This window comes from Promicromonospora sp. NPDC050262 (assembly GCF_040655935.1).
Lineage (GTDB): Bacteria > Actinomycetota > Actinomycetes > Actinomycetales > Cellulomonadaceae > Promicromonospora.
On record NZ_JBFAKX010000002.1, the window covers coordinates 325461 to 345080 of the forward strand.

16 protein-coding genes are annotated in these 19620 nt (G+C 68.3%); 14 read left to right on the plus strand and 2 right to left on the minus strand.

Features of this window, described 5'->3' with window-relative positions:
- Window positions 1-96 precede the first annotated feature (96 nt).
- From AB0I29_RS04910 to AB0I29_RS04945, 8 genes are all read left to right on the plus strand, one after another.
- On the plus strand, window positions 97-918 hold the full coding sequence (locus AB0I29_RS04910) for a DeoR/GlpR family DNA-binding transcription regulator (RefSeq protein ID WP_357478985.1): 822 nt from the start codon (window positions 97-99) through the stop codon (window positions 916-918).
- Between the two features lie 267 nt (window positions 919-1185).
- A complete protein-coding gene (locus AB0I29_RS04915; RefSeq protein WP_357478713.1) occupies window positions 1186-2337 on the plus strand; it encodes an extracellular solute-binding protein in 1152 nt (383 codons plus the stop codon).
- 145 nt (window positions 2338-2482) lie between these two features.
- Window positions 2483-3343, plus strand: a complete 861-nt coding sequence (locus AB0I29_RS04920; protein WP_285102094.1) for a sugar ABC transporter permease — start codon at window positions 2483-2485, stop codon at window positions 3341-3343.
- 1 nt (window position 3344) lies between these two features.
- Window positions 3345-4202, plus strand: coding sequence for a carbohydrate ABC transporter permease (locus tag AB0I29_RS04925; RefSeq protein ID WP_357478717.1), 858 nt, complete (start codon window positions 3345-3347; stop codon window positions 4200-4202).
- A gap of 4 nt (window positions 4203-4206) precedes the next feature.
- Entirely contained in the window at window positions 4207-5628 is a 1422-nt protein-coding gene (locus AB0I29_RS04930) for an amidase family protein (protein WP_357478720.1), read from the plus strand.
- Window positions 5625-7325 (plus strand): allophanate hydrolase, encoded by a 1701-nt coding sequence (gene atzF / locus AB0I29_RS04935; RefSeq protein ID WP_357478723.1) that lies wholly within the window; start codon window positions 5625-5627, stop codon window positions 7323-7325. The genes AB0I29_RS04930 and atzF overlap by 4 nt, the downstream gene beginning before the upstream one ends.
- Window positions 7322-8806, plus strand: coding sequence for an FGGY family carbohydrate kinase (locus tag AB0I29_RS04940; RefSeq protein WP_357478726.1), 1485 nt, complete (start codon window positions 7322-7324; stop codon window positions 8804-8806). The genes atzF and AB0I29_RS04940 overlap by 4 nt, the downstream gene beginning before the upstream one ends.
- On the plus strand, window positions 8803-9576 hold the full coding sequence (locus AB0I29_RS04945) for an SDR family NAD(P)-dependent oxidoreductase (RefSeq protein WP_357478988.1): 774 nt from the start codon (window positions 8803-8805) through the stop codon (window positions 9574-9576). Before AB0I29_RS04940 ends, AB0I29_RS04945 begins: the two co-directional genes overlap by 4 nt.
- Window positions 9577-9947: 371 nt before the next feature.
- On the opposite strand, the gene AB0I29_RS04950 is transcribed toward AB0I29_RS04945, so the two are convergent.
- Window positions 9948-10766 carry an alpha/beta hydrolase gene (locus tag AB0I29_RS04950; RefSeq protein WP_357478991.1) on the minus strand — a complete coding sequence of 273 codons (819 nt, stop codon included), beginning with the start codon at window positions 10764-10766 and terminating at the stop codon, window positions 9948-9950.
- A 139-nt stretch (window positions 10767-10905) separates the two neighbouring features.
- On the minus strand, window positions 10906-12282 hold the full coding sequence (locus AB0I29_RS04955) for an MFS transporter (RefSeq protein ID WP_285102088.1): 1377 nt from the start codon (window positions 12280-12282) through the stop codon (window positions 10906-10908).
- Window positions 12283-12493: 211 nt separating this feature from the next.
- On the opposite strand from AB0I29_RS04955, the gene AB0I29_RS04960 reads away from it, so the two are divergent.
- The 6 genes from AB0I29_RS04960 (at window position 12494) to AB0I29_RS04985 (ending at window position 19558) form a co-directional block, all read left to right on the plus strand.
- Entirely contained in the window at window positions 12494-13924 is a 1431-nt protein-coding gene (locus tag AB0I29_RS04960) for an aldehyde dehydrogenase family protein (RefSeq protein WP_357478728.1), read from the plus strand.
- A gap of 261 nt (window positions 13925-14185) precedes the next feature.
- Window positions 14186-15310 carry a LacI family DNA-binding transcriptional regulator gene (locus AB0I29_RS04965; RefSeq protein WP_357478994.1) on the plus strand — a complete coding sequence of 375 codons (1125 nt, stop codon included), beginning with the start codon at window positions 14186-14188 and terminating at the stop codon, window positions 15308-15310.
- 13 nt (window positions 15311-15323) lie between these two features.
- Window positions 15324-16610 (plus strand): sugar ABC transporter substrate-binding protein, encoded by a 1287-nt coding sequence (locus tag AB0I29_RS04970; protein WP_357478731.1) that lies wholly within the window; start codon window positions 15324-15326, stop codon window positions 16608-16610.
- A 199-nt stretch (window positions 16611-16809) separates the two neighbouring features.
- Window positions 16810-17649: a sugar ABC transporter permease gene (locus tag AB0I29_RS04975; RefSeq protein WP_285102085.1), complete on the plus strand. Its 840-nt coding sequence runs from the start codon at window positions 16810-16812 to the stop codon at window positions 17647-17649.
- 143 nt (window positions 17650-17792) lie between these two features.
- A complete protein-coding gene (locus AB0I29_RS04980) occupies window positions 17793-18584 on the plus strand; it encodes a carbohydrate ABC transporter permease (protein WP_285102461.1) in 792 nt (263 codons plus the stop codon).
- Window positions 18584-19558: a glycosyl hydrolase family 32 gene (locus AB0I29_RS04985; RefSeq protein ID WP_357478734.1), complete on the plus strand. Its 975-nt coding sequence runs from the start codon at window positions 18584-18586 to the stop codon at window positions 19556-19558. The genes AB0I29_RS04980 and AB0I29_RS04985 overlap by 1 nt, the downstream gene beginning before the upstream one ends.
- The last annotated feature ends 62 nt before the right edge of the window (window positions 19559-19620 follow it).

A 19620-nucleotide genomic window follows, 5' to 3' on the forward strand; every position in this document is an offset into this window, starting at 1 on the left:
CACATGACAGCTCAGAGTCGAGATGTAACACCTTCGTAACACCTCGACTGTGAATTTGTAACTCCCTACTCCTAGGTTGGTGCCATGGCAGTCAAGATGCGACGAGCGATCGTCGAAGAGCGCGTGCTCCAGCTCGGCGAGGTCAAGTACGCCGACCTGGCCCGCGAGCTCGAGGTCTCCGAGATGACGATCCGCCGCGACATCGAGCGGTTGGAGGAGCGCGGCGTCGCACGCCGGGTGACCGGTGGTGCCATCGCGGTGACCCGGAAGGTCGACGAACCGTCGTTCCAGACCCGGCTGACCGATGCGATGACCGGGAAGTCACACATCGCCGATGCCGTGGTCGAGATGCTCCTTCCCGGGGAGACCGTCATCCTCGACAGCGGCAGCACCGTTCTCGCCGTGGCGCGCGCACTGCGTGGCCGCGACCTCGGGCTGACGGTCATCACTCCGAGCATCCTGGCCGCTGTCGAGCTGAGCGAGGAGCCGGGTACCACCGTGATCGTGACCGGCGGCGAACTACGAACCGGCGAGCTCAGCCTGGTCGGACCGGACGCCGCCGAGACTTTCGCGAAGTACAACGCGGACACCTATGTCGCAGGCGTCGCGGGCGTGGATCCGGAGCGAGGCCTTTCCGACTACCACCGTGGTGAGAGCGCGGTGAAGAAGGCAGCGATGTCGGGGAGCGACCGCGTCATCGTCGCCGTCGACAGCAGCAAGCTCGGACGAAGCACGCTGGTCAACATCGCGCCCGCCTCGAGCGCCGACGTCATCATCTGCGACGCGGCGGACGACGACCCGATCGTGCTGGACCTTCGCAGACAAGGCATTGACGTGGTCTGCATCGAGAACTCTGACGCCGTCCCCGACCAGGGAACTGACGTCAGGCAAGCTCCCGAGGCCTCGACCGTGGGCTGACGGGGCCGACCGCCAGAGCCGCCGTGCCCCGACGGCTCTGGCGCCGGTGACGGCAACAGCAGCACCAATCACCCGATGAACGGATGCGAAGCATCCGTCAACAGCAAAGGCTATCGAATGATCAGGAAACGGCGCCTCGCGGCGATGGTCGCGGTAGGCATGTCCACAACCCTCGCTCTCGCCGCTTGCGTGACTGGTGGCAGCGACACCCCGGCTCCCGAAGGAGAGGGGGGCTCGCTCGAGGGCAAGAGCCTGACGATGGCGGTCATGAACGACCCCTTCGCGTCAACGCTCCAGAAGTTCGCCAAGGAGTGGGCTGACGAGAACGGGGTCGACTTCCAGGTGGACGTCGTCGGGTACGGCGACCTCGCGACGCGGGTGCGGAGCGACTTCGTCGGCGGCACGGGGAACTTCGACCTGTTCACGATGGACATCGTCTGGACCGGCGAGTTCGCGGAGGCCGGCAACACGGTGGACCTGTCCGACCGGATCGCGCGCGACGCGGACGAGCTGGACCTCGACGACATCTACGACGCCGCGTGGACGCAGGGGGAGTGGGGCGACAAGCAGATCGCCTACCCGCTCGCGGGCTACGTGAACCTGCTCAACTACCGCACCGACGTGCTCGAGCAGGAGGGTTTGCAGGTTCCGGCCACTCTCGAGGACCTCTCCGACGTCGCCCTTGCGATCGGCAACGACGGACCCGTCGCGGGCTGGGTTGCGAACGGGCAGCAGGGACCCGCAGCCGCTCAGGACTGGATGGCGTACTCGTTCCAGTCGGGCGGGCAGATCCTGGACGGAGACGGCAAGCCCGTCATCAACTCCGACGTCAACGTGAAGTCGCTCGAGCTCTATCGCGACCTCTTCGACCAGGCCGCACCGCCCGGCGCGACCGAGTTCGACTGGGGGCAGCGGGAGACCGCCTTCACCCAGGGCCGCGCCGCCACCGTCGAGACGTGGAGCGTGAGCCGCGCCTCCTACGAGGACCCCGAGGTCAGCACCATCGCCGGCAACGTGGGAACCGTTCCGGCGCCGATGGCGGCCGGGCTCGACCCCAAGTACGCGTTCGGTGGGTGGGGTCTGGCGATCAACGCCGACAGTGATACCCCTGACGCCGCGTGGGAATTCATCAAGTGGGTCACCTCGCCCGAGGTGCAGAAGCGCTGGGTGGAAGACGGGGCGGGCACGTACATCCGCAAGTCGACGGCCGAGGACCCCGAGCTCACGGCCGAGTTCCCCTTCCAGCCCGTCGTCGCGGAGGCACTCGCCAACGGCGACGGCGACGCGCGTCCGCGCGTGCCGCAGTACTCCGAGATCGAGAACGCCGTCGGCATCGCCGTGAGCAAGGTGCTCACCAAGGGAGCGACCCCGCAGGAAGCGCTCGATGAAGCGCAAGCGACCGCGGAGGCGCTCTTCTGAGGGCGCCCCGGACCGGAACAGCGAGAGATCTACGAACATGACCATGGTCGAGACGATGGGCGTATCAGCCCAGTCCACCCGCCCGGCACCCTCCAGCCGATCGACGGCTCCGCGCCTTCGGCGGCAGAAGGCTCTGTTTCTCCTGATGCTGGTTGCGCCCGCCGTGCTGTTCGCGCTGGCGGTGTGCGTGTACCCCATCGTCTCGGCCTTCTCGCTGAGCTTCTTCGACTACGACCTCAGACATGCGGCGGTCGCGCCCCAGTTCGTCGGCCTCGACAACTACACCCGCTTCCTCACGGATCCCCTGGGGCAGCAGGCGATCGTCAACACGCTCACGTTCGCCGTCGCCGCTGTCGCCATCGAGCTGGTGCTCGGCCTCGCGATCGCGCTCATGCTGTGGCGTGACACCCGCTTCAACAAGGTGGTCACCGCCCTTTTCCTGGTGCCGGTCGCCTTCACCCCGCTGGTGGGGGCGCTCCTGTTCAAGAACCTCTACTCCACCACGTACGGGCCGCTGGGTGTGATCGTCAACGCGCTGGCGGGCGGCAACCTGGACAGCCTGGTCACCAACCCGGTCACCGCGATGCCGGCGATCATCCTCGTCGACGTGTGGCAGTGGACGCCCCTCATCGCGCTCACGCTCCTGGGCGGCCTGCGCTCACTACCTGACGAGGTGATCGAAGCCGCCTCTCTCGACGGCGCCGGCTACTGGCGCCGGCTGTTCGCCATGGTCCTTCCGCAGCTGTCGAGCTTCATCTTCATCGCCGTGGTCATCCGCACCATGGACGCCTTCAAGGTGTTCGACTCGATCTACGCGATCACCGGGGGCGGTCCCGGGAACGCGACCACCACGCTCAACTACCTCGCCTTCACCGAAGGCCTGCAGTTCTTCAACGTCGGATATGCCTCCGCGATCAGCAACGTCCTCCTGATCATCATCGTCGCGTTCTCGGCGGTATACGTCTTCTCCCTCAACCGCCTCAACCGGAAGTACGAGACGCACTGACATGGCCGCCTACACCGCACTCGTGACGCATCGCGCCTACCGGCGCAAGGTGGCTCGCAGCCGACTCAACGCCGCCGCGCTCCTCATCGTCCTCGCGCTGTTCCTCGCTCCAGTCCTGTGGCTGATGGGAACCGCGTTCAAGACCCGAGTGGACATCTACTCCGAGAACCCGTTCGACCTGCTCTTCACCCCGACTCTGTCGAACTTCACCGGCATTTTCGAGCTGTTCGAGCCGGGCCGCCTGCTGGGCAACAGCGTCCTCGTGGCGACGGGAACGACGCTCCTCGCACTCCTGCTCGGTGTGCCCGCCGGATACGCCCTGGCCCGTTCGACGCTGCGCGCCGCGCCCGCAGTTGCCTACGTCTTCCTCTTCCTGCGCATGGTGCCACCCGTCGCGGCACTGATCCCCTTCTACCTCGTCATGCGCGACATCGGCCTGGTCGGGACACAGCTCGCGCTCATCCTCATCAGCGCGGCGCTGAACGTGGGGTTCGTGGTCTGGACCATGTACACGACCTTCCGGGCAGTCCCACCCGACGTGGAGGCCGCCGCAGGCATGGACGGATGCAGCAGATGGGGAGTGTTCTGGCGCATCGCCGTCCCCCTCGGACGCTCGGGAATCCTCACCAGCGCGCTCGCCGTCTTCCTGTTCTCCTGGAACGACTTCTTGTTCGCGTTGCTGCTCACCACCCCGCGCACCGCGACCCTTCCCGTGGGGATGCTCGCCACGGTCGGGAGCGTCGACATCAGCATCGGCCAGATGGGCGCCTTCGCCCAGATCGCCACCATCCCGGTCGTCATCGTGGCGATCGCCCTCAACCGCTACATGGTCTCCGGTGTCATGAAAGGCAGTCACTGATCACATGTCCGAGACACCCCTCTACTACTGGAACGCCACCGAGCTCGCTGCCGCGATCCGCAACCGGACGATCTCGGCCGTCGAGGTCATGCGCGCTCACCTGGAGCGCATCGAGGACGTCAACCCGGTCCTGAACTCGATCGTGGCTCCCATACCGGAGTCGCAAGCACTCGCGGCTGCCGCAGAGGCCGATGCCGCCGTCGCCCGGGGTGACGAGCTGGGTGTGCTGCACGGGCTTCCCACCGCGGTGAAGGACCTGCTCGACGTCGAAGGCCTGCCCACCACCTACGGCTCGGCGGCATTCGCCGACGCGCCCACGGCCACGCGCGACAGCCTCCTCGTGCACCGGCTGCGTGAGTCCGGCGCGATCGTCATCGGCAAGACGAACACCCCCGAGCACGGGGTGGGCACGCTCACGTTCAACCCGGTCTACGGCACCACCCGCAACCCCTGGGACACGTCCCGCCACGGCGGCGGATCGTCGGGCGCCGGTGCTGCGATCGCATCGGGCATGCTTCCTGTCGCCGACGGATCTGACAGCGGGGGGAGCCTTCGCTACCCCTCCTCGTTCTGCAACACGGTGGGCCTGCGCCCTACCGCGGGGCTCGTGCCCGCAGACGCTCCGGGAAGCGGTTGGTCGCCGCACAGCGTCCTCGGCCCCATGGCAAGGAACTCCCGCGATGCCGGACTGCTGTTGGCTGCGATCTCCGGCCCCGACGTGGCCGCACCCCTGTCGCTGGACCAGGATCCCGCGGCCTTCGCCGACATCCAGCCGCGCTCCGTCGAAGGTGTCCGCATCGCGTGGAGCCGCGACGCGGACGGCCTGCCCGTCGACCCCGAGGTGCGTCGCGCCTACGCGGATGCCCGGGACCGCCTGGTCGGCCTCGGGGCGATCGTCGAGGACGTCGAGATCGACTTCTCGGACGCGGACGAGGCCTGGGAGATCGTCGAGATGTTCGGCTTCTTCTCCTTCGGGTGGCCCGGCGTGGAGGCGACTCCCGACCTCTACCGCCCGGACTTCGTGCGCAACGTCCGTCAGGGCGGAGCGTTCACCGCGAAGGAGATCGCGCACGGCCTGGCGCTGCGTACCGAGATCACCCGCCGGACGGCTCGACTGCTGGAGAAGTACGACCTCTTCGTCACACCCGCAACCCCGGTCACGGCACCCGACGCCGAGCTCGAGTGGGTGCACGAGATCGACGGGATCTCGTTCGACCGCTACTTCCACTGGCAGCGCATGGCCAACCGGATCACCATGACGAGCCACCCCGCTCTGATCACGCCCGGAGGGTTCACCGAGTCGGGGATGCCGTTCGGCCTCCAGCTCGTCGCACCCATGCGCCGCGACGCCGACCTCCTGGCGCTGGGCGCGGGCATCGAGGCGGCTACCGGGTTCGTCGACCAGCACCCCACGGGTGTCCGATGACTGACATCACCGCTCGGGAGCGCGCCCTTGCGGCGCTGCAACGGCTCGCGGAGGTCGAGCGACCCGAGGTCTGGATCTCGCTGGCCGAGCCCTCCGAGCTGATCGCTCAGGCCGAGGACATCGACCGTCGGACGGCGGCAGGCGACGACCTTCCGCTCGCCGGGACCGTCATAGCCGTCAAGGACAACATCGACGTCGCCGGCTTCGACACCACCGCCGGCTCACCTGGTTCTCGCTACCGGCCCGAGCGCGACGCCGAAGCGGTCCGGCTGCTGCGCGCAGCCGGTGCGTTGGTCCTCGGCAAGACGAACATGGACCAGTTCGCAACCGGCCTCGTCGGCACCCGATCCCCCTACGGCGCGGTCCGGGCCGCCCGCGACCCGGAGCTGGTCTCGGGTGGGTCCAGCGCTGGATCGGCGGTCGCCGTCGCCCTGGGGATCGTCGACGCGGCCTTGGGCACGGACACTGCGGGCAGCGGACGTGTTCCGGCAGCATTCAACGGCATCGTCGGGGTCAAACCCACCCTCGGTCTGGTGTCCACGCGGGGAGTCGTGCCCGCGGCGCCGAGCTACGACGCGGTCACGGTGTTCGCCCGTGAGCTCCCCATGGCACAGCGCTGTCTCGCTGCGATGATCGCCGTGGATGAGCTTGATCCGGGCAGTCGTGCCTGGTCGCCGACCGCTCCGCTCGCCGCAGCCGGAACACCCGTGATCGGCATCCCCACGGAGTCGGAGCTCGGCCCGATGACTGCCGCGTGGCGCGCCACGTACCGCGCGACCGTGGAGTACGCCCGCCTGCAGGGCTTCGACGTCGTCGAAGTCAGCATCGCGTCGTTGCTCGAGGCAGCACGCCTGCTCTATGAGGGCGCGCTGGTCGCGGAGCGCACCGCAGCCTTCGGGCATCTTCTTGATCTCGAGCCCGACACGGTGGATGCCACGGTCGCCGGCATCGTCCGGTCGGGATCCGCGCCGTCCGCAGTCCAGCTCGTTCAGGACCAGCAGCGTCTGCGCGCCGAACGCTCACACCTGCGGGCGCTCTGGAGGCGAGTGGACGCACTGCTCCTGCCGACCGCGCCCGGCCATCCCACCATCGACGAAGTCCGTGCCCAGCCGGTCGCCCGCAACGCGTGGGTCGGTACCTATACGAACTTCGTCAACCTGCTCGACCTCTCCGCGATCGCGATCCCCGGCGTCGACCCGGTTGGCGTCACGCTGATCGGACCCGCCCACGCCGACCGAGCGCTCCTCGACCTCGCGGCGCGTGTCCTGGGACAGCCTTCCTCGACCGAGTGGATGCCAGAAGCGACCCCGATCGCGGTCTTCGGCGCGCACATGACGGGGGAGTCGCTGAACGGACAGCTCACCGCCCGCGGCGCGCGACTGCGGGGCGCCGTCTCCACGGCACCGGAGTACCGCCTCTTCGCACTGGAGACCACCCCGCCGAAGCCTGGGCTCCTCCACGTCGGCGAGGTTCCCGGCACGACGTCGGTCACCGGCGAGGAGTGGCTCATCCCGCCAGGCAGACTCGCAGAATTCCTCAGCGACCTCGTCGCCCCGATGACCATCGGCCGGGTGACGCTGGCGGACGGACGACGGATCCTCGGATTCCTGTGCGAGCCGGCAGCCCTCGACGACGCGACCGACATCACCGTTCACGGTGACTGGCGACGATTCCAGGCGACGGAGGTTCTCACGTGAGCCGATACACCATCGGTGTCGACATCGGCACCACGGGAACCAAGACGATCCTCTTCGACGCCGAGCACGGCCTCGTCGCGCAGACGACGCGCGAGTCCGCCCTCTTCTCGCCGCACGCCGGCTGGGCTGAGGCCGACCCGGCGCAGTGGCTGGAGAACGTGTCGTCGTCGATTCGCGAGCTGCTCGCCTCCTCCGGCGTCCGTCCCGCCGACGTCGGCGCCGTCTCGACGTCCGGCATGGTGCCGGCAGTGGTCCTCGCCGACGAATCGGGCAGGCCCCTGCGTCGGGCGATCCTGCAGAACGACGCGCGCGCGACCGCGGAGATCGATCGGCTTGCCGGCCTGCTGCAGGGCGTCGACCTCGTGGGCCTGACCGGATCGGCCCTCACCCAGCAGTCTGTCGCGCCGACCATCGCCTGGCTGGCCGGCAACGAACCTGACATCCTGTCGCGTACCCGCATGATCCTCGGGTCCTACGACTGGATGCTCGTCGCGCTCGGCGCAGCGCCACATGTCGAGCGGAACTGGGCCCTGGAATCCGGCCTCTACACGATCGACGGGGATCTCGTCTCGGACGTCCTGGCCGCAGGCGATGTCGATGCCCACCTGCTCGCGCCCGTGCTTTCGCCGGGCGACGTCGCCGGGACCCTCTCGCCGGACATGGCGGAGCAGACCGGGCTGCACCCGGACACCAAGCTCGTGGTCGGCGGTGCCGACCACGTCCTGTCGGCCTTCGCCGCCGGCGTCGAGTCCCACGGCGACTGGCTCGTCAAGCTCGGAGGCGCGGGCGACATCCTCGTCGCGAGCGACCTGCCGCTGCACGACCCGAGGCTCTACCTCGACGCGCACCCGGTGCCGGGGCGGTGGTTGCCCAACGGATGCATGGCAACCAGCGGAAGCCTCATCCGCTGGTACCAGGCCCTGATCGGCGGCGAGTCCCTCACCGTTCTCGACGACGAAGCCGCGCAACGAGAACCCGCCCAGGTGCTGTGCCTTCCGTACTTCCTCGGCGAGAAGAGCCCGCTGCACGACCCCGACCTCCGCGGCACCTTCGCGGGACTGCACCTCGGTCACGACCGCGCGGACCTCTACCGCTCCGTCCTCGAGGCGATCGCCTTCGGCTTCCGGCACCACGTCGAGGTGTTCGACGAGCTGGGAGTCCAGCTCGGCCGCGCATCGATCACGAACGGAGGCAGCAAGTCGATGCTGTGGCGCCGCATCCACGCCGACGTGCTCGGCGCACCCATGCACTCGATCATCGACCACCCCGGCGCGTCCCTGGGCGCCGCGCTCATCGCCGCGGTCGGGACCGGCGAGCTGGACGCCTGGGCCGACACGTCCCGGTTCATCGCACGCGGCGAACCCGTGACCCCGAACCCGGACAATGTCGCCCGATACGACGACGCGTACGCGCAATGGCGGGAGCTGGGGCGAGCCATGGCCCCCATCTCCCACGGAATCGCAAGGAGAACACGATCATGACAAGGACAGTCGTCGTCACCGGAGCTGGATCCGGCATCGGCCGTACGATCGCGAGCACGCTGGCCACCCGCGGATGGCAGGTCGTTGTCACCGACATCGATGCGGACGCCGCTGAACGCTCGGCGCGCGGCCTCCCGGAGATCGACGGAGCGCGACACGAGTCGGCTCGTCTCGACGTGCGCGACCCGTCGGACGCCGCCGCGGTCGCCGATGACGTCGCCGACCGCCTCGGCCTGGATGCCTGGGTGAGCAACGCCGGGATCTCCTTCATGCAGCGGTTCCTGGAGATGCCCATCGAACGCTACGACCTGACGCTCGACATCAACCTGAAAGGTGTGTTCGTCTGCGGTCAGGCCGCGGCGCGCGCCATGGTGCGGACAGGCGTGCGCGGCGCGATCGTGAACACCGCATCGATGGCCGGGAAGCAGGGACGCGTGCCGTTTCTCGCGGACTACGTCGCGTCGAAGTTCGGCGTCGTCGGACTGACGCAGGCCATGGCGTTCGAGCTCGCCGAGCACGGCATTCGCGTGAACAGCATCTGCCCGGGATACGTCGCCACGCCGATGCAGGACCGCGAGCTCGCCTGGGAGGCCGAGCTACGCGGAACGACCCCCGAAGAGGTGCGTCAGCTCTGGATCGATGACACACCGCTCGGCCGGCTGGAACAGCCCGAGGACGTCGCACGAGTCGTCGCGTTCCTCCTGGGTGAGGACGCCGCATTCGTGACCGGTGAGGCCCTGGCGATCAACGGCGGCGCCTTCATGGACTAGGGCGTACCACGTTTCACGAGCGAGCCCGTCGCAGGGACGAGGTCACGGCGCTGCGCTGACCGGTGATCAGCACCACGAGCAGCGGGGCCCGCAGCACACACCGCTGCGGGCCCCCTGCTGCGCTGCCGGCTCGCCTGGAGACAGCCCGCACCCGGTCTCTCGCCCGAAGACGATTGATGGGGGCGACCGGATTCCTCCCACCGCGATTCCAAGCGCCTCACCGGCCGACCGTGTACTCGACCCGCCGGGTCGGTACACCCGACGGCCACGCCCTGTTCAGCGACCGGAGGGTGCTTGCGGGCTGGATGCCGTACTGCGCCCACCTGCGGGAGACGTGGCCGTGGCCTGAGTTCGTGGCTTGGGCTGGCGGTCTACCGGCAGAGGCTTGGTTCGCCCGCGGTGACAGCCTGGAGGAACGGGAGTGCGTGGGCGACGACACGTGCGCGGTCGCTGAGCGTCGTCGCGTGGTCGTCGCCCTCCAGCACCACGGTTCGGGCGTCGCTCATCAGGTGCGCCGCTTCCTCGGCGGCCTCCCACCGGGCTCGGTCCCTGTCGCCCGCCAGGAGCAGCGTCGGGGTGGTCAGGTCGCGAAGTCGGGCCGGCGGTATCCCCGGCTCCTGCTCGATCGCGGCGAGCACCGCGCGGAAGGCGTCCGGGTCGTTCGCCTTGAACGCGAGGGCCGTCTGAGGATCGAGCGGTGCTCCCCGGTGGCGTCCCCACCGTTCCACGAACTCGGCCATGCCCCCGAGCCTGAGAGCCTCGTCGAAGTCCGGGAAGAAGACCTCGGCGGGACCTCCGGCGGTACTGCGGTGGGTCCCACCGAGCGAGACGAACGACCTGAGGCGGTCAGGGCAGGTGTCGAGCAGCGTGAAGCCGATCCGTGCTCCGAGCGAGTACCCGAGATAGTGCGCGCGCGGGATCGCCAGCGCGTCAAGGACGGACAGGACATCGGCGGCGAACCAGTCCGAGGTGTAGTCGGAGGGCGACGAGGGGCGGCCGCTGCGTCCGTGGCCTCGGAGATCGAGTGTGACGACCTGGTACCCGGCGAGGGCGTCGACGTACCCGAGCCCGCGCCATACCACCTGCGAGAGCCCGGTGCCGTGCACCAGCACGACCGGCTCGCCGTCACCATGGGTGCGGTAGGCGATCGTGGTGCCGTCCGAGGACCGCACCACACCGCGACGCGTCATGCTCACCCGCGCAGCCTAGGGGACTGCCGTACGGATGGGTGACACCGGGCACGTGCGAAGCGTCGTCGACGCGATGGCGTACTCCTCGGACTCGTCCCGGCCACCTGTCCGTCCGCTACCGCCGTGCGCGTCCACCCGCTCAGTGCCGTGCACCGTGGTCGAGCGTGTTGCCCGGTAGACGAGGTAGAAGCACGGTGGTGACGAGCAGCAGACCCGCAGCCACAGCGCCAAGAGCGAAGAGCGAGCCAATTCCATCAGCAGTCGGAGCACTCCCCGAGGAGAGCGCACCGAAGGTCGCGCTGGCGAGAGCGCTGCCGACGTTGCGCGCGAGCGCATTGAGGCCGCTGGCCTCACCCACCTGCCGAGCTGGTGCTGCCCCGAGGATGAGGGCGGGCATCACCGCGTAAGCGACGGCGGCGCCGCCGAAGATGATCGTTGTCGCGATGATGAGCTGCCAGAGCTCGGCGTCGAAAACAAACCGGAAGCCGAAACCGGCGAGGATGACGACTCCGGCGACCAACAGCGACGCTCGGGCGCCGACTCGCGCGATCAGCCGGGCCGCGACGGGAGCGAGTACGGCCATGAGAACGCCGCCAGGGAGCATGCACAGTCCCGCTACGGCGACAGTGAGCCCGAAGCCCACCCCCGTCGGCATCTGGGCTACCGTGATTGGCCCGAGAACGCCGACGAACATGGCGAAACCGGTAAGGACACCGGCGACGTTGGTCACCAGGACGCTCCGAGTCCGGGCGAGGCGCAGATCGACGATCGGCTGACGACTCCGACGCTCGACGAGGCCGAAGAGGATGAACGTGACGCCCGCAGCCGCCAGCACCCCCAGGGCCGCGACTCCCCACCCTTGTGCCTGACTGATCGCGAGGAAGAGCGCCGTAAGTCCTACGACGAGCAGTACGGCACCGGGAAGGTCGATCCCCCCGCGCGCCGCTGCCGGAGGCAGCGGCGGGACGACGACCCAAACGGCCGCGAAGACCATCGCGCCGATCGCCGTCGCGAACCAGAACAGCCCAGGGAATCCCCACGCCTCGGAGATGACCCCGGCGAGCGGGAGCCCGACAGCTCCGCCCACCCCCATCATCGCGCTGACGACGGCGATTCCGTGGGCACGACCCTGGGGCGGGACGACGGATGCGAGGACACTGATCCCGAGCGGGATCGCCGCGACCGAGATCCCCTGGAGGCCGCGTCCGACAAGGAGCATCACGATGCCGTCCCCCGACGCCACCACAAGAGAACCGACCACGAACGCCCCGATCGCGAGAAGAAGGATCTTGCGTCGGTCGAAGAGGTCACCGAGCCGTCCCAGCAACGGGTTGGCGACCGCTCCCGCGATGATGGTCACCGTGACCAGCCAGCTCGCCTGAGCGCCCGTCACCCCGAGCTCGGCCGGTGCGGTCGGTAGCACAGGGACGACCAGGGTCTGGGTGAGAGAGGCGACGAACGCCGCACCGGCGAGGACGGCGATCAGGAGCGTGAAGCGCTCGGATCGAGGTGACATTTGGCAGCTCCGATGACGGTGCGCACAGGCGCGGTTCGAGGTCACAGCACCTCTTGGTTCGATGACGACTGCAGTCTCGTTCTCGACCACTCGGGGGTGCCAGGCCCGGCTTGTCCGGGGACGATCTGCCCCTGGGTCCGCCATCCCTGCCTGCACGTCCACGGATCATCCGAACCTGGATCCACGCGAAGATCCGTTCGATCGTCGACGCATGACATACACACACGAACACCTCAGCACCTACGGCCACTGGATCGACGGAACGACTGTTCCCGGGCAGGGCGGCACGAACGACGTCATCAATCCGGCCACCGGAGAGACCGTCGCTGCCGTCCCGGCCGGAACCGCAGCCGACGTCGATCGCGCTGTGGCTTCCGCACGGGCAGCCCTCCCCGGCTGGGCGGCCGTCGAGCCCTCCGACCGCGCCGCGCTGCTGCGTCGGCTCGCAGAAGAACTCACCGCCCGCAACGAGGACATCGCCCAGGCGATCACCGCGGAGATGGGGGCACCCATCGCTTTCTCCCGGCTCGGTCAGGCCGGCTTCCCGGCGCTCGTCACCTCGGCGACGGCCGAGCTCGAGTCGGATGTCGCCTGGACCGAGAAGGTGGGCAACTCGGTGCTCGTCCGAGAGCCCGTCGGTGTCGTCGGCGCGATCACGCCGTGGAACTTCCCCTTGCAGCAGGTGATGACCAAGGTCGCCCCGGCCCTCCTGGCCGGGAACACGATCGTCCTCAAGCCGGCCGAGCTCGCGCCGCTGTCGACACGGTTCCTCGCCGAGGCCGTGGCTGCCGCCGGGATCCCGGCCGGGGTCTTCAACGTCGTGTACGGCTCGGGTCCTGTCGTGGGCGAGGCGCTCGTCGCGCACCCGGACGTCGACATGATCTCGTTCACGGGATCGACCCAGGCCGGCAGGCGCATCTCGACAGTCGCGGCGAACACGATCAAGCGGGTAGGCCTCGAACTGGGCGGCAAGTCGGCGAACATCGTCCTTGACGACGCCGACATCGACAGCGCCGTCCAGCAGACGCTCGTCAACTCGTGGACCAATGCCGGCCAGGCCTGCGGTGCCTGGACGCGGCTGCTCGTGCCGGCGCGTCGCCAGGCCGAGATCGTGCAGAAGCTCAAGGCTGCGGCGGAGCAGTACAGCGTCGGCGACCCCACCGACGAGTCCGTCCGTGTCGGTCCGCTCGCGTCCGAGGGACAGTGGGAGCGCGTGAACTCCTACATCGAACGCGGGATCGCGGACGGCGCGACGCTGGTCACCGGCGGTCCGGGCCGGATTCCCGGCCTTGAGCACGGTGCTTACATCCGCCCGACGATCTTCGCCGACGTCGATCCGAACTCCGTCATCGCCCAGGAGGAGATCTTCGGCCCTGTCCTCTCCGTGATCGCCTACGAGGACGAGGACGAGGCCGTGTCGATCGCGAACGGCACCGTCTACGGGCTGACGGGCGCGGTCTTCGGCGCACAGGACCACGCCCTGAGCATCGCCCGGCGAATGGAGGTCGGCCAGGTCTACATCAACGGCGCCGACTTCAACCCCCTCGCCCCCTTCGGCGGGTACAAGCAGTCCGGAACCGGGCGCGAGCTGGGACGGGCCGGCGTGGAGGAGTTCACCGAGGTCAAGGCCATCCAGCTCTGACCTGCGAGTCGTCAGGGCGATGCCAACGGCATCGCCCTGACGACTGGCGCGCCCCGATCGGGCAGACGTCACACAACACACCCCCGCGCGAGCGCTGGAACAGCTCCCCATCGATGTCGGGCTCTGCCAAGCACCGCGGAACCGCCGCTAGCTGTCTTGTTCGGGTCGAGCGCGCGACGGCCTGCTTTCTGCTCGGACGGACGACTTGACGAACGCGCTCCAGGCGGGCACTGTTGTCGCAGCAAAACGATTGGGCAACTGATGACGCAACGACGAGTCACGATCAAGCAGGTCGCCGCTGAGGCAGGCGTGTCGATCACCACCGTGTCCCACGTCCTGAACGACGTGCCGGGCAAGCGGGTGCATCCGGACACGCGGGCGCGCGTGAAGGACGCGGCAGTACGCCTGGGCTACGCGCCCAACGTGCTGGCGCAGAGCCTGCGTACCCAGAGGTCGAACACGATCGGGCTGGTCGGCGACGAGATCGCGACGACCCCGTTCGCAGGCAAGATGATCCTGGGTGCCCAGGATGTCGCGCTGTCTCGTGACGCCGTCGTCTTCGTGGTCTCGACCGGATACCAACGCGAGGTCGAGCACAGGGAGATCGAGGAGTTGTTGCGTCGCCAGGTCGACGGGATCCTCTACGCCGCGATGTACCACCGTGAGGTCGAGCTGCCGCCGCAGCTCGCCTCAGTGCCCACCGTCCTGATCAACGCCTCGTGCACCGCGCCAGGCGTGCCGTGGGTCGTGCCGGACGAGGTCGCCGGCGGCCAGGACGCGGCAGAGGTGCTGCTGGCCGCGGGGCACCGCCGGCTGGCGTTCATCAATGACGTCGACGAGATCCCGGCCATGTTCGGCCGAGAGGAAGGTTTCCGTCGACGTGCTGCACAGGCGGGTCTCGGCGCCGACGACCTGCAGATCGTCACGGCGGAGACCGATCCCGGCGGGGGATACACCGCAGCACGGCGGCTACTGCAGGGCGACCAGCGGCCTACCGCGATCTTCTGCTTCAACGACCGGCTGGCCATGGGCGTCTACCGTGCAGCGACAGAGCTGGGCCTGCGCATCCCACAGGACCTTTCCGTCGTGGGCTTCGACAACCAGGAGTTCGTCGCAGACGGCATCTTCCCGGGACTGACGACCATCGAGCTGCCGCACTACGACATGGGCGTCTGGGCGGCTGAACAGCTCTTCGACCGCATCGAAGCGGAGCCGCAGGCGACGAAGCCCGCCCCGACCGCGCGACTTCGAGGTCCGGTGATCTACCGGGACTCGGTTGCGCCACCCCCCTGGGTCCAGGACCCAGGAGAGCGGCGCGAACCTTCGGACCGGCGGGCCAACGCCGGATCCGACGGTGCAGCACCAACGATCCACATGAACAAGTGACCTGGAGGGCACCTTGTCTCGCAGAAACCGCCGCATCGCCGCGGCAAGCCTATCCGTTCTGGCTGTCGCGGGCCTAGCCGCGTGCAGCTCGGGGACCGGCGGGAACGCCGACGGACCCGCAACGATCAGCCTGTGGACCCACGCCGGTGGCAACGACGCCGAGCTGGACGTCGTCAACGGAATCGTCGAGGACTTCAACGCCAGCCAGGACCAGTACGTCGTCGAGGTCCAGGACTTCCCGCAGGACGCGTACAACGACGCCGTCGTCGCGGCCGCCTCGTCCAACAACCTGCCGTGCATCGTCGACGTCGACGGCCCGAACGTCGCCAACTGGGCCTGGGCCGGCTACATCCAGCCGATGGGCCTGCCCGAGGACACGTTCGAGGGCCAGCTGGAGGGAACCCTGGGCAGGGTCGACGGCGAGGTGTACGCCTACGGGTACTTCGACGTGGCCCTGGCCATGTACAGCCGCCAGTCGATCCTCGACGACGCCGGCGTGCGCGTGCCGACCCTCGAGGAGCCGTGGACCAAGGACGAGTTCATGGACGCCCTGGCCAAGATCGACGGCCTCGAGCAGTACGACTACGCCCTGGACATGGGCACCGGCGGCACGGGGGAGTGGATCTCCTACGGCTACTCCCCGCAGCTGCAGAGCTTCGGCGGCGACCTGGTCGACCGCTCGGACTTCCAGAGCGCCGAGGGCGCACTCAACGGGCCCGAAGCTCTTGAGTGGGCGCAGTGGTTCCGCGGTCTGGTCGACGACGGCTACATGGCCCAGACCTCCGGTGAGGACTCGACCGCCGACTTCGTCAACGGCAAGAGCGGCCTGCTGTTCACAGGTAACTGGGCTGACACCACGGTCAAGGACGCGTTCGACGACGCCGTGATCCTGCCGCCGCCGGACCTGGGCACCGGTCCCAAGATCGGCGCGGGTTCGTGGCAGTGGGCCTTGGCCGAAGGCTGCGAGGAAGCCGACGGTGCTCGCGAGTACCTGGAGTTCGCGCACGACACCAAGTACTTCGTGGAGTATGGCAACGCCGTCGGGCTGATCCCTGCCACCCTCGACGCCGCGGCCGAGATCCCGGCGTACGCCGAGGGCGGGGAGAACCGGATCTACCTCGAGATGGCCGACCAGTTCGCCGTCGTCCGCCCCGAGACGCCTGCCTACCCGTTCATCTCCTCGGTCTTCCAGAAGGCGGCCAGCGACATCCTCGCCGGCGGAGACCCCCGGTCGATCCTCGACAAGGCGGTCGCCGACATCGACCGCGACATCCAGCAGAACGGCGGGTACACCTCCTGACCTGACCCGTCAGGACCACCCTCCCGGCAGCGGCTGCGGGTCCGCCTCGTCGTGCCCGCAGCCGCTCGCCCCGCTTGAAGGAACTCACCTCATGGCCATAACCCACCAGAGCTCGCCACCGGCTTCCTCACCCGCGGCCTCGGTCACCACCTCCCGCCGTTCGCGCGGTCGACGGGGAGAGGCCAGGACCGCCGCCTGGATGATCAGTCCGGCGCTCGCCCTGTTCCTGCTGTTCCTGATCGTGCCGATCGTCCTGGCGTTCGCCCTGGCGTTCACCAACGCGCGGCTGATCTCACCTCGCCCGCCGGAGTTCATCGGGCTCGACAACTTCGCGCTGCTGCTGACCGATCCCGTCTTCTGGGCCTCGGTGCGCAACACGTTCTACTTCGCCGTGGTGGTGGTCCCGGTACAGGCCGGGCTCGCCCTCGTCCTGGCGGTCCTGGTGAACGCGAAGGTCCGCGGTACCCAGTTCTTCCGGACCATCTACTTCCTGCCCGTGGTCACCTCGATGGTCGTGGTCTCCCTGCTCTGGCGCTTCATGTACCAACCGGACGGCCTGATCAACAGGTTCCTGGAGGCGGTCACGTTCGGCGGGTTCACCGGCATCGACTGGCTGAACGACCCGACCTGGGCGATGCCGGCGATCATGCTCATGTCCGTGTGGCAGGGGGTCGGCTTCACGATGATCATCTGGCTCTCGGGCCTGCAGACCATCCCCGCCGAGCTGTACGAGGCTTCCGAGCTCGACGGCGCGGGTACGTGGCACCAGTTCCGCTACGTCACCTGGCCAGGGCTGCTGCAGACCCGGACGTTCATCCTCGTGACCATCACGATCGCCGCCTTCTCGCTGTTCACGCAGATCAACGTCATGACCCAGGGCGGGCCCCTGGACAGCACCACGACCGTCGTCTACCAGGCGGTGCGCAGCGGATACCAGCAGCTGCAGACCGGGTACGCCTCGGCGATCTCGCTCGCGTTCTTCGCGATGGTCCTCGCCGTGTCCCTGATCCAGCGCTACCTCAGCCGCGAGAGGGGATGACCACCATGTCCACCCTGTCCACCACACCGGCCGCCACCACCCGTGCGCCGGGGGGAAAGACGAACGGAACACGACGACGCTCGGTCCTCGTCACCGTGCTGCGGTCGGTGCTGGTCGTGTTCTTCGCGTTCCCGATCCTCTTCATGCTGGTCTCCTCGCTCAAACCCGACCTGCAGATCTTCGCCGACCTCGGCTCGTGGCGGGCCTTCCTACCTGTCGGTGACGTGTCCCTGGACAACTACATCGGCGTGTTCGACCGCGTCCCGTTCGGGCAGTTCATCCTGAACTCGATCGTCATCTCGGGAGTGACCGTAGCGCTCGGCATCCTGGTCAACAGCATGGCCGCGTTCGCCCTGGCGCGGCTGCGGTGGCGCGGGCGGGGTGTCGTCCTGAGCTTGATCCTGGCCACTCTCATCGTTCCTTTCGAGACGCTTGCGCTGCCGCTGCTGTGGTGGGTCAACAAGCTTCCCTCGCTGGAGGCCGACGGGTTCTCCCTGGCGTTCAAGCAGGGCTGGCTGGACACCTACCAGGTGCAGATCATCCCGTTCGTCGCGAACGCCTTCTCCGTCTACCTCTTCTACCAGTACTTCGACTCGATTCCACGCGAGCTGGACGAGGCTGCGCGCATGGATGGTGCGGGCTGGTTCGCGATCTACCGCAAGGTCGTCATGCCGCTGTCCGGGCCGGCGATCGCGACCGTCGCGATCCTGACGTTCCTGCCCGCATGGAACTCCTACCTGTGGCCTCTCATGGTGGTCCAGAGCGAGGAGCTGCGGCCGGTGATGATCGGACTGCAGTACTTCTTCCAGATGAATATCTCGTGGGGCCAGGTGATGGCCTACTCGTCGCTGATCACGATCCCCGTGGTCGCGTTGTTCCTGGCCTTCCAACGGTCCTTCATCAATTCCATTGCATCTTCGGGGGTCAAGGGCTGATGCCTTACATTCTTTCTGACGTCTGGACCTGGGACATGTGGTTCGTCGACGACGGGCACGAGTACCACGTCTTCTACCTCAAGGCTTCGCGGGCGCTGGGCGACCCGAACCGCCGGCACTTCAACGTCACGGTCGGCCATGCGGTCTCCGACGACCTGCGCGGCTGGCGGGAGGTCTCCGACGCCCTGATCGCATCGGAGTCCCCGGCCTTTGACGACTACACGACATGGACCGGTTCCGTCGTGCGCGCACCGGACGGCACCTGGCGCATGTTCTACACCGGCACCTCCCGCGCCGAGAGCGGCCTGGTGCAGCGCGTGGGCGTCGCGGCGTCCGACGACCTGTACACGTGGGCGAAGTCCTCCACCGAGGCGTTGGTCGAGGCGGACGCGACCTGGTACGAGAAGTACGACGGCGTGGCCTGGTTCGACGAGGCGTGGCGCGACCCGTGGGTCTTCGCCGACCCCGACGGCGACGGCTGGCACATGCTCGTCACCGCACGCGCCAACCAGGGCGACACGGACAGCCGCGGCGTCATCGGGCATGCCACCTCACCGGACCTCCAGGACTGGACCGTGTGCCCACCCCTGTCCAACCCGGGCGCCGGGTTCGGACAGCTCGAGGTACCGCAGATCGCCACGATCGACGGGCGCACCGTGCTCGTCTTCAGCTGCCTGCACGGCGAGCTGAGCGAGGACCGGCGGAGTGCCGGGGAACACGGCGGGGTCTGGGCGGTCCCGGTCGACTCGGCGACCGGCCCCTACGACATCGAGAAGGCGTACCGCCTCACCGACGAGAGCCTCTACGCCGGCCGGCTCGTCCAGGACCGCGACGGGGCCTGGTGGCTCTTCGCGTTCCACCACGTCGACGACTCCGGCACGTTCATCGGCACGCTGTCCGATCCGCTCCCCGTCGGGTGGGCGCCGGACGGGCGACTCCACGTGAGCGACGGTCAGTTCGACCACCTCGCGTGACATACCGGCGGCCGGCCATGCCGGGCCGGCCGCCGGGTCTTACATCCCTCTCATGCCAGACA

Excerpts from the sequence above, each read along its gene's own strand:
- AB0I29_RS04910 (WP_357478985.1), top strand. The coding sequence starts at position 97 with ATGCGACGAGCGATCGTCGAAGAGCGCGTGCTCCAGCTCGGCGAGGTC.
- AB0I29_RS04915 (WP_357478713.1), top strand. The coding sequence starts at position 1,186 with ATGAACGACCCCTTCGCGTCAACGCTCCAGAAGTTCGCCAAGGAGTGG.
- AB0I29_RS04920 (WP_285102094.1), top strand. The coding sequence starts at position 2,483 with ATGCTGGTTGCGCCCGCCGTGCTGTTCGCGCTGGCGGTGTGCGTGTAC.
- AB0I29_RS04925 (WP_357478717.1), top strand. The coding sequence starts at position 3,345 with ATGGCCGCCTACACCGCACTCGTGACGCATCGCGCCTACCGGCGCAAG.
- AB0I29_RS04930 (WP_357478720.1), top strand. The coding sequence starts at position 4,207 with ATGTCCGAGACACCCCTCTACTACTGGAACGCCACCGAGCTCGCTGCC.
- atzF (WP_357478723.1), top strand. The coding sequence starts at position 5,625 with ATGACTGACATCACCGCTCGGGAGCGCGCCCTTGCGGCGCTGCAACGG.
- AB0I29_RS04945 (WP_357478988.1), top strand. The coding sequence starts at position 8,803 with ATGACAAGGACAGTCGTCGTCACCGGAGCTGGATCCGGCATCGGCCGT.
- AB0I29_RS04950 (WP_357478991.1), bottom strand. The coding sequence starts at position 10,766 with ATGACGCGTCGCGGTGTGGTGCGGTCCTCGGACGGCACCACGATCGCC.
- AB0I29_RS04955 (WP_285102088.1), bottom strand. The coding sequence starts at position 12,282 with ATGTCACCTCGATCCGAGCGCTTCACGCTCCTGATCGCCGTCCTCGCC.
- AB0I29_RS04960 (WP_357478728.1), top strand. The coding sequence starts at position 12,494 with ATGACATACACACACGAACACCTCAGCACCTACGGCCACTGGATCGAC.
- AB0I29_RS04965 (WP_357478994.1), top strand. The coding sequence starts at position 14,186 with ATGACGCAACGACGAGTCACGATCAAGCAGGTCGCCGCTGAGGCAGGC.
- AB0I29_RS04975 (WP_285102085.1), top strand. The coding sequence starts at position 16,810 with ATGATCAGTCCGGCGCTCGCCCTGTTCCTGCTGTTCCTGATCGTGCCG.
- AB0I29_RS04980 (WP_285102461.1), top strand. The coding sequence starts at position 17,793 with ATGCTGGTCTCCTCGCTCAAACCCGACCTGCAGATCTTCGCCGACCTC.
- AB0I29_RS04985 (WP_357478734.1), top strand. The coding sequence starts at position 18,584 with ATGCCTTACATTCTTTCTGACGTCTGGACCTGGGACATGTGGTTCGTC.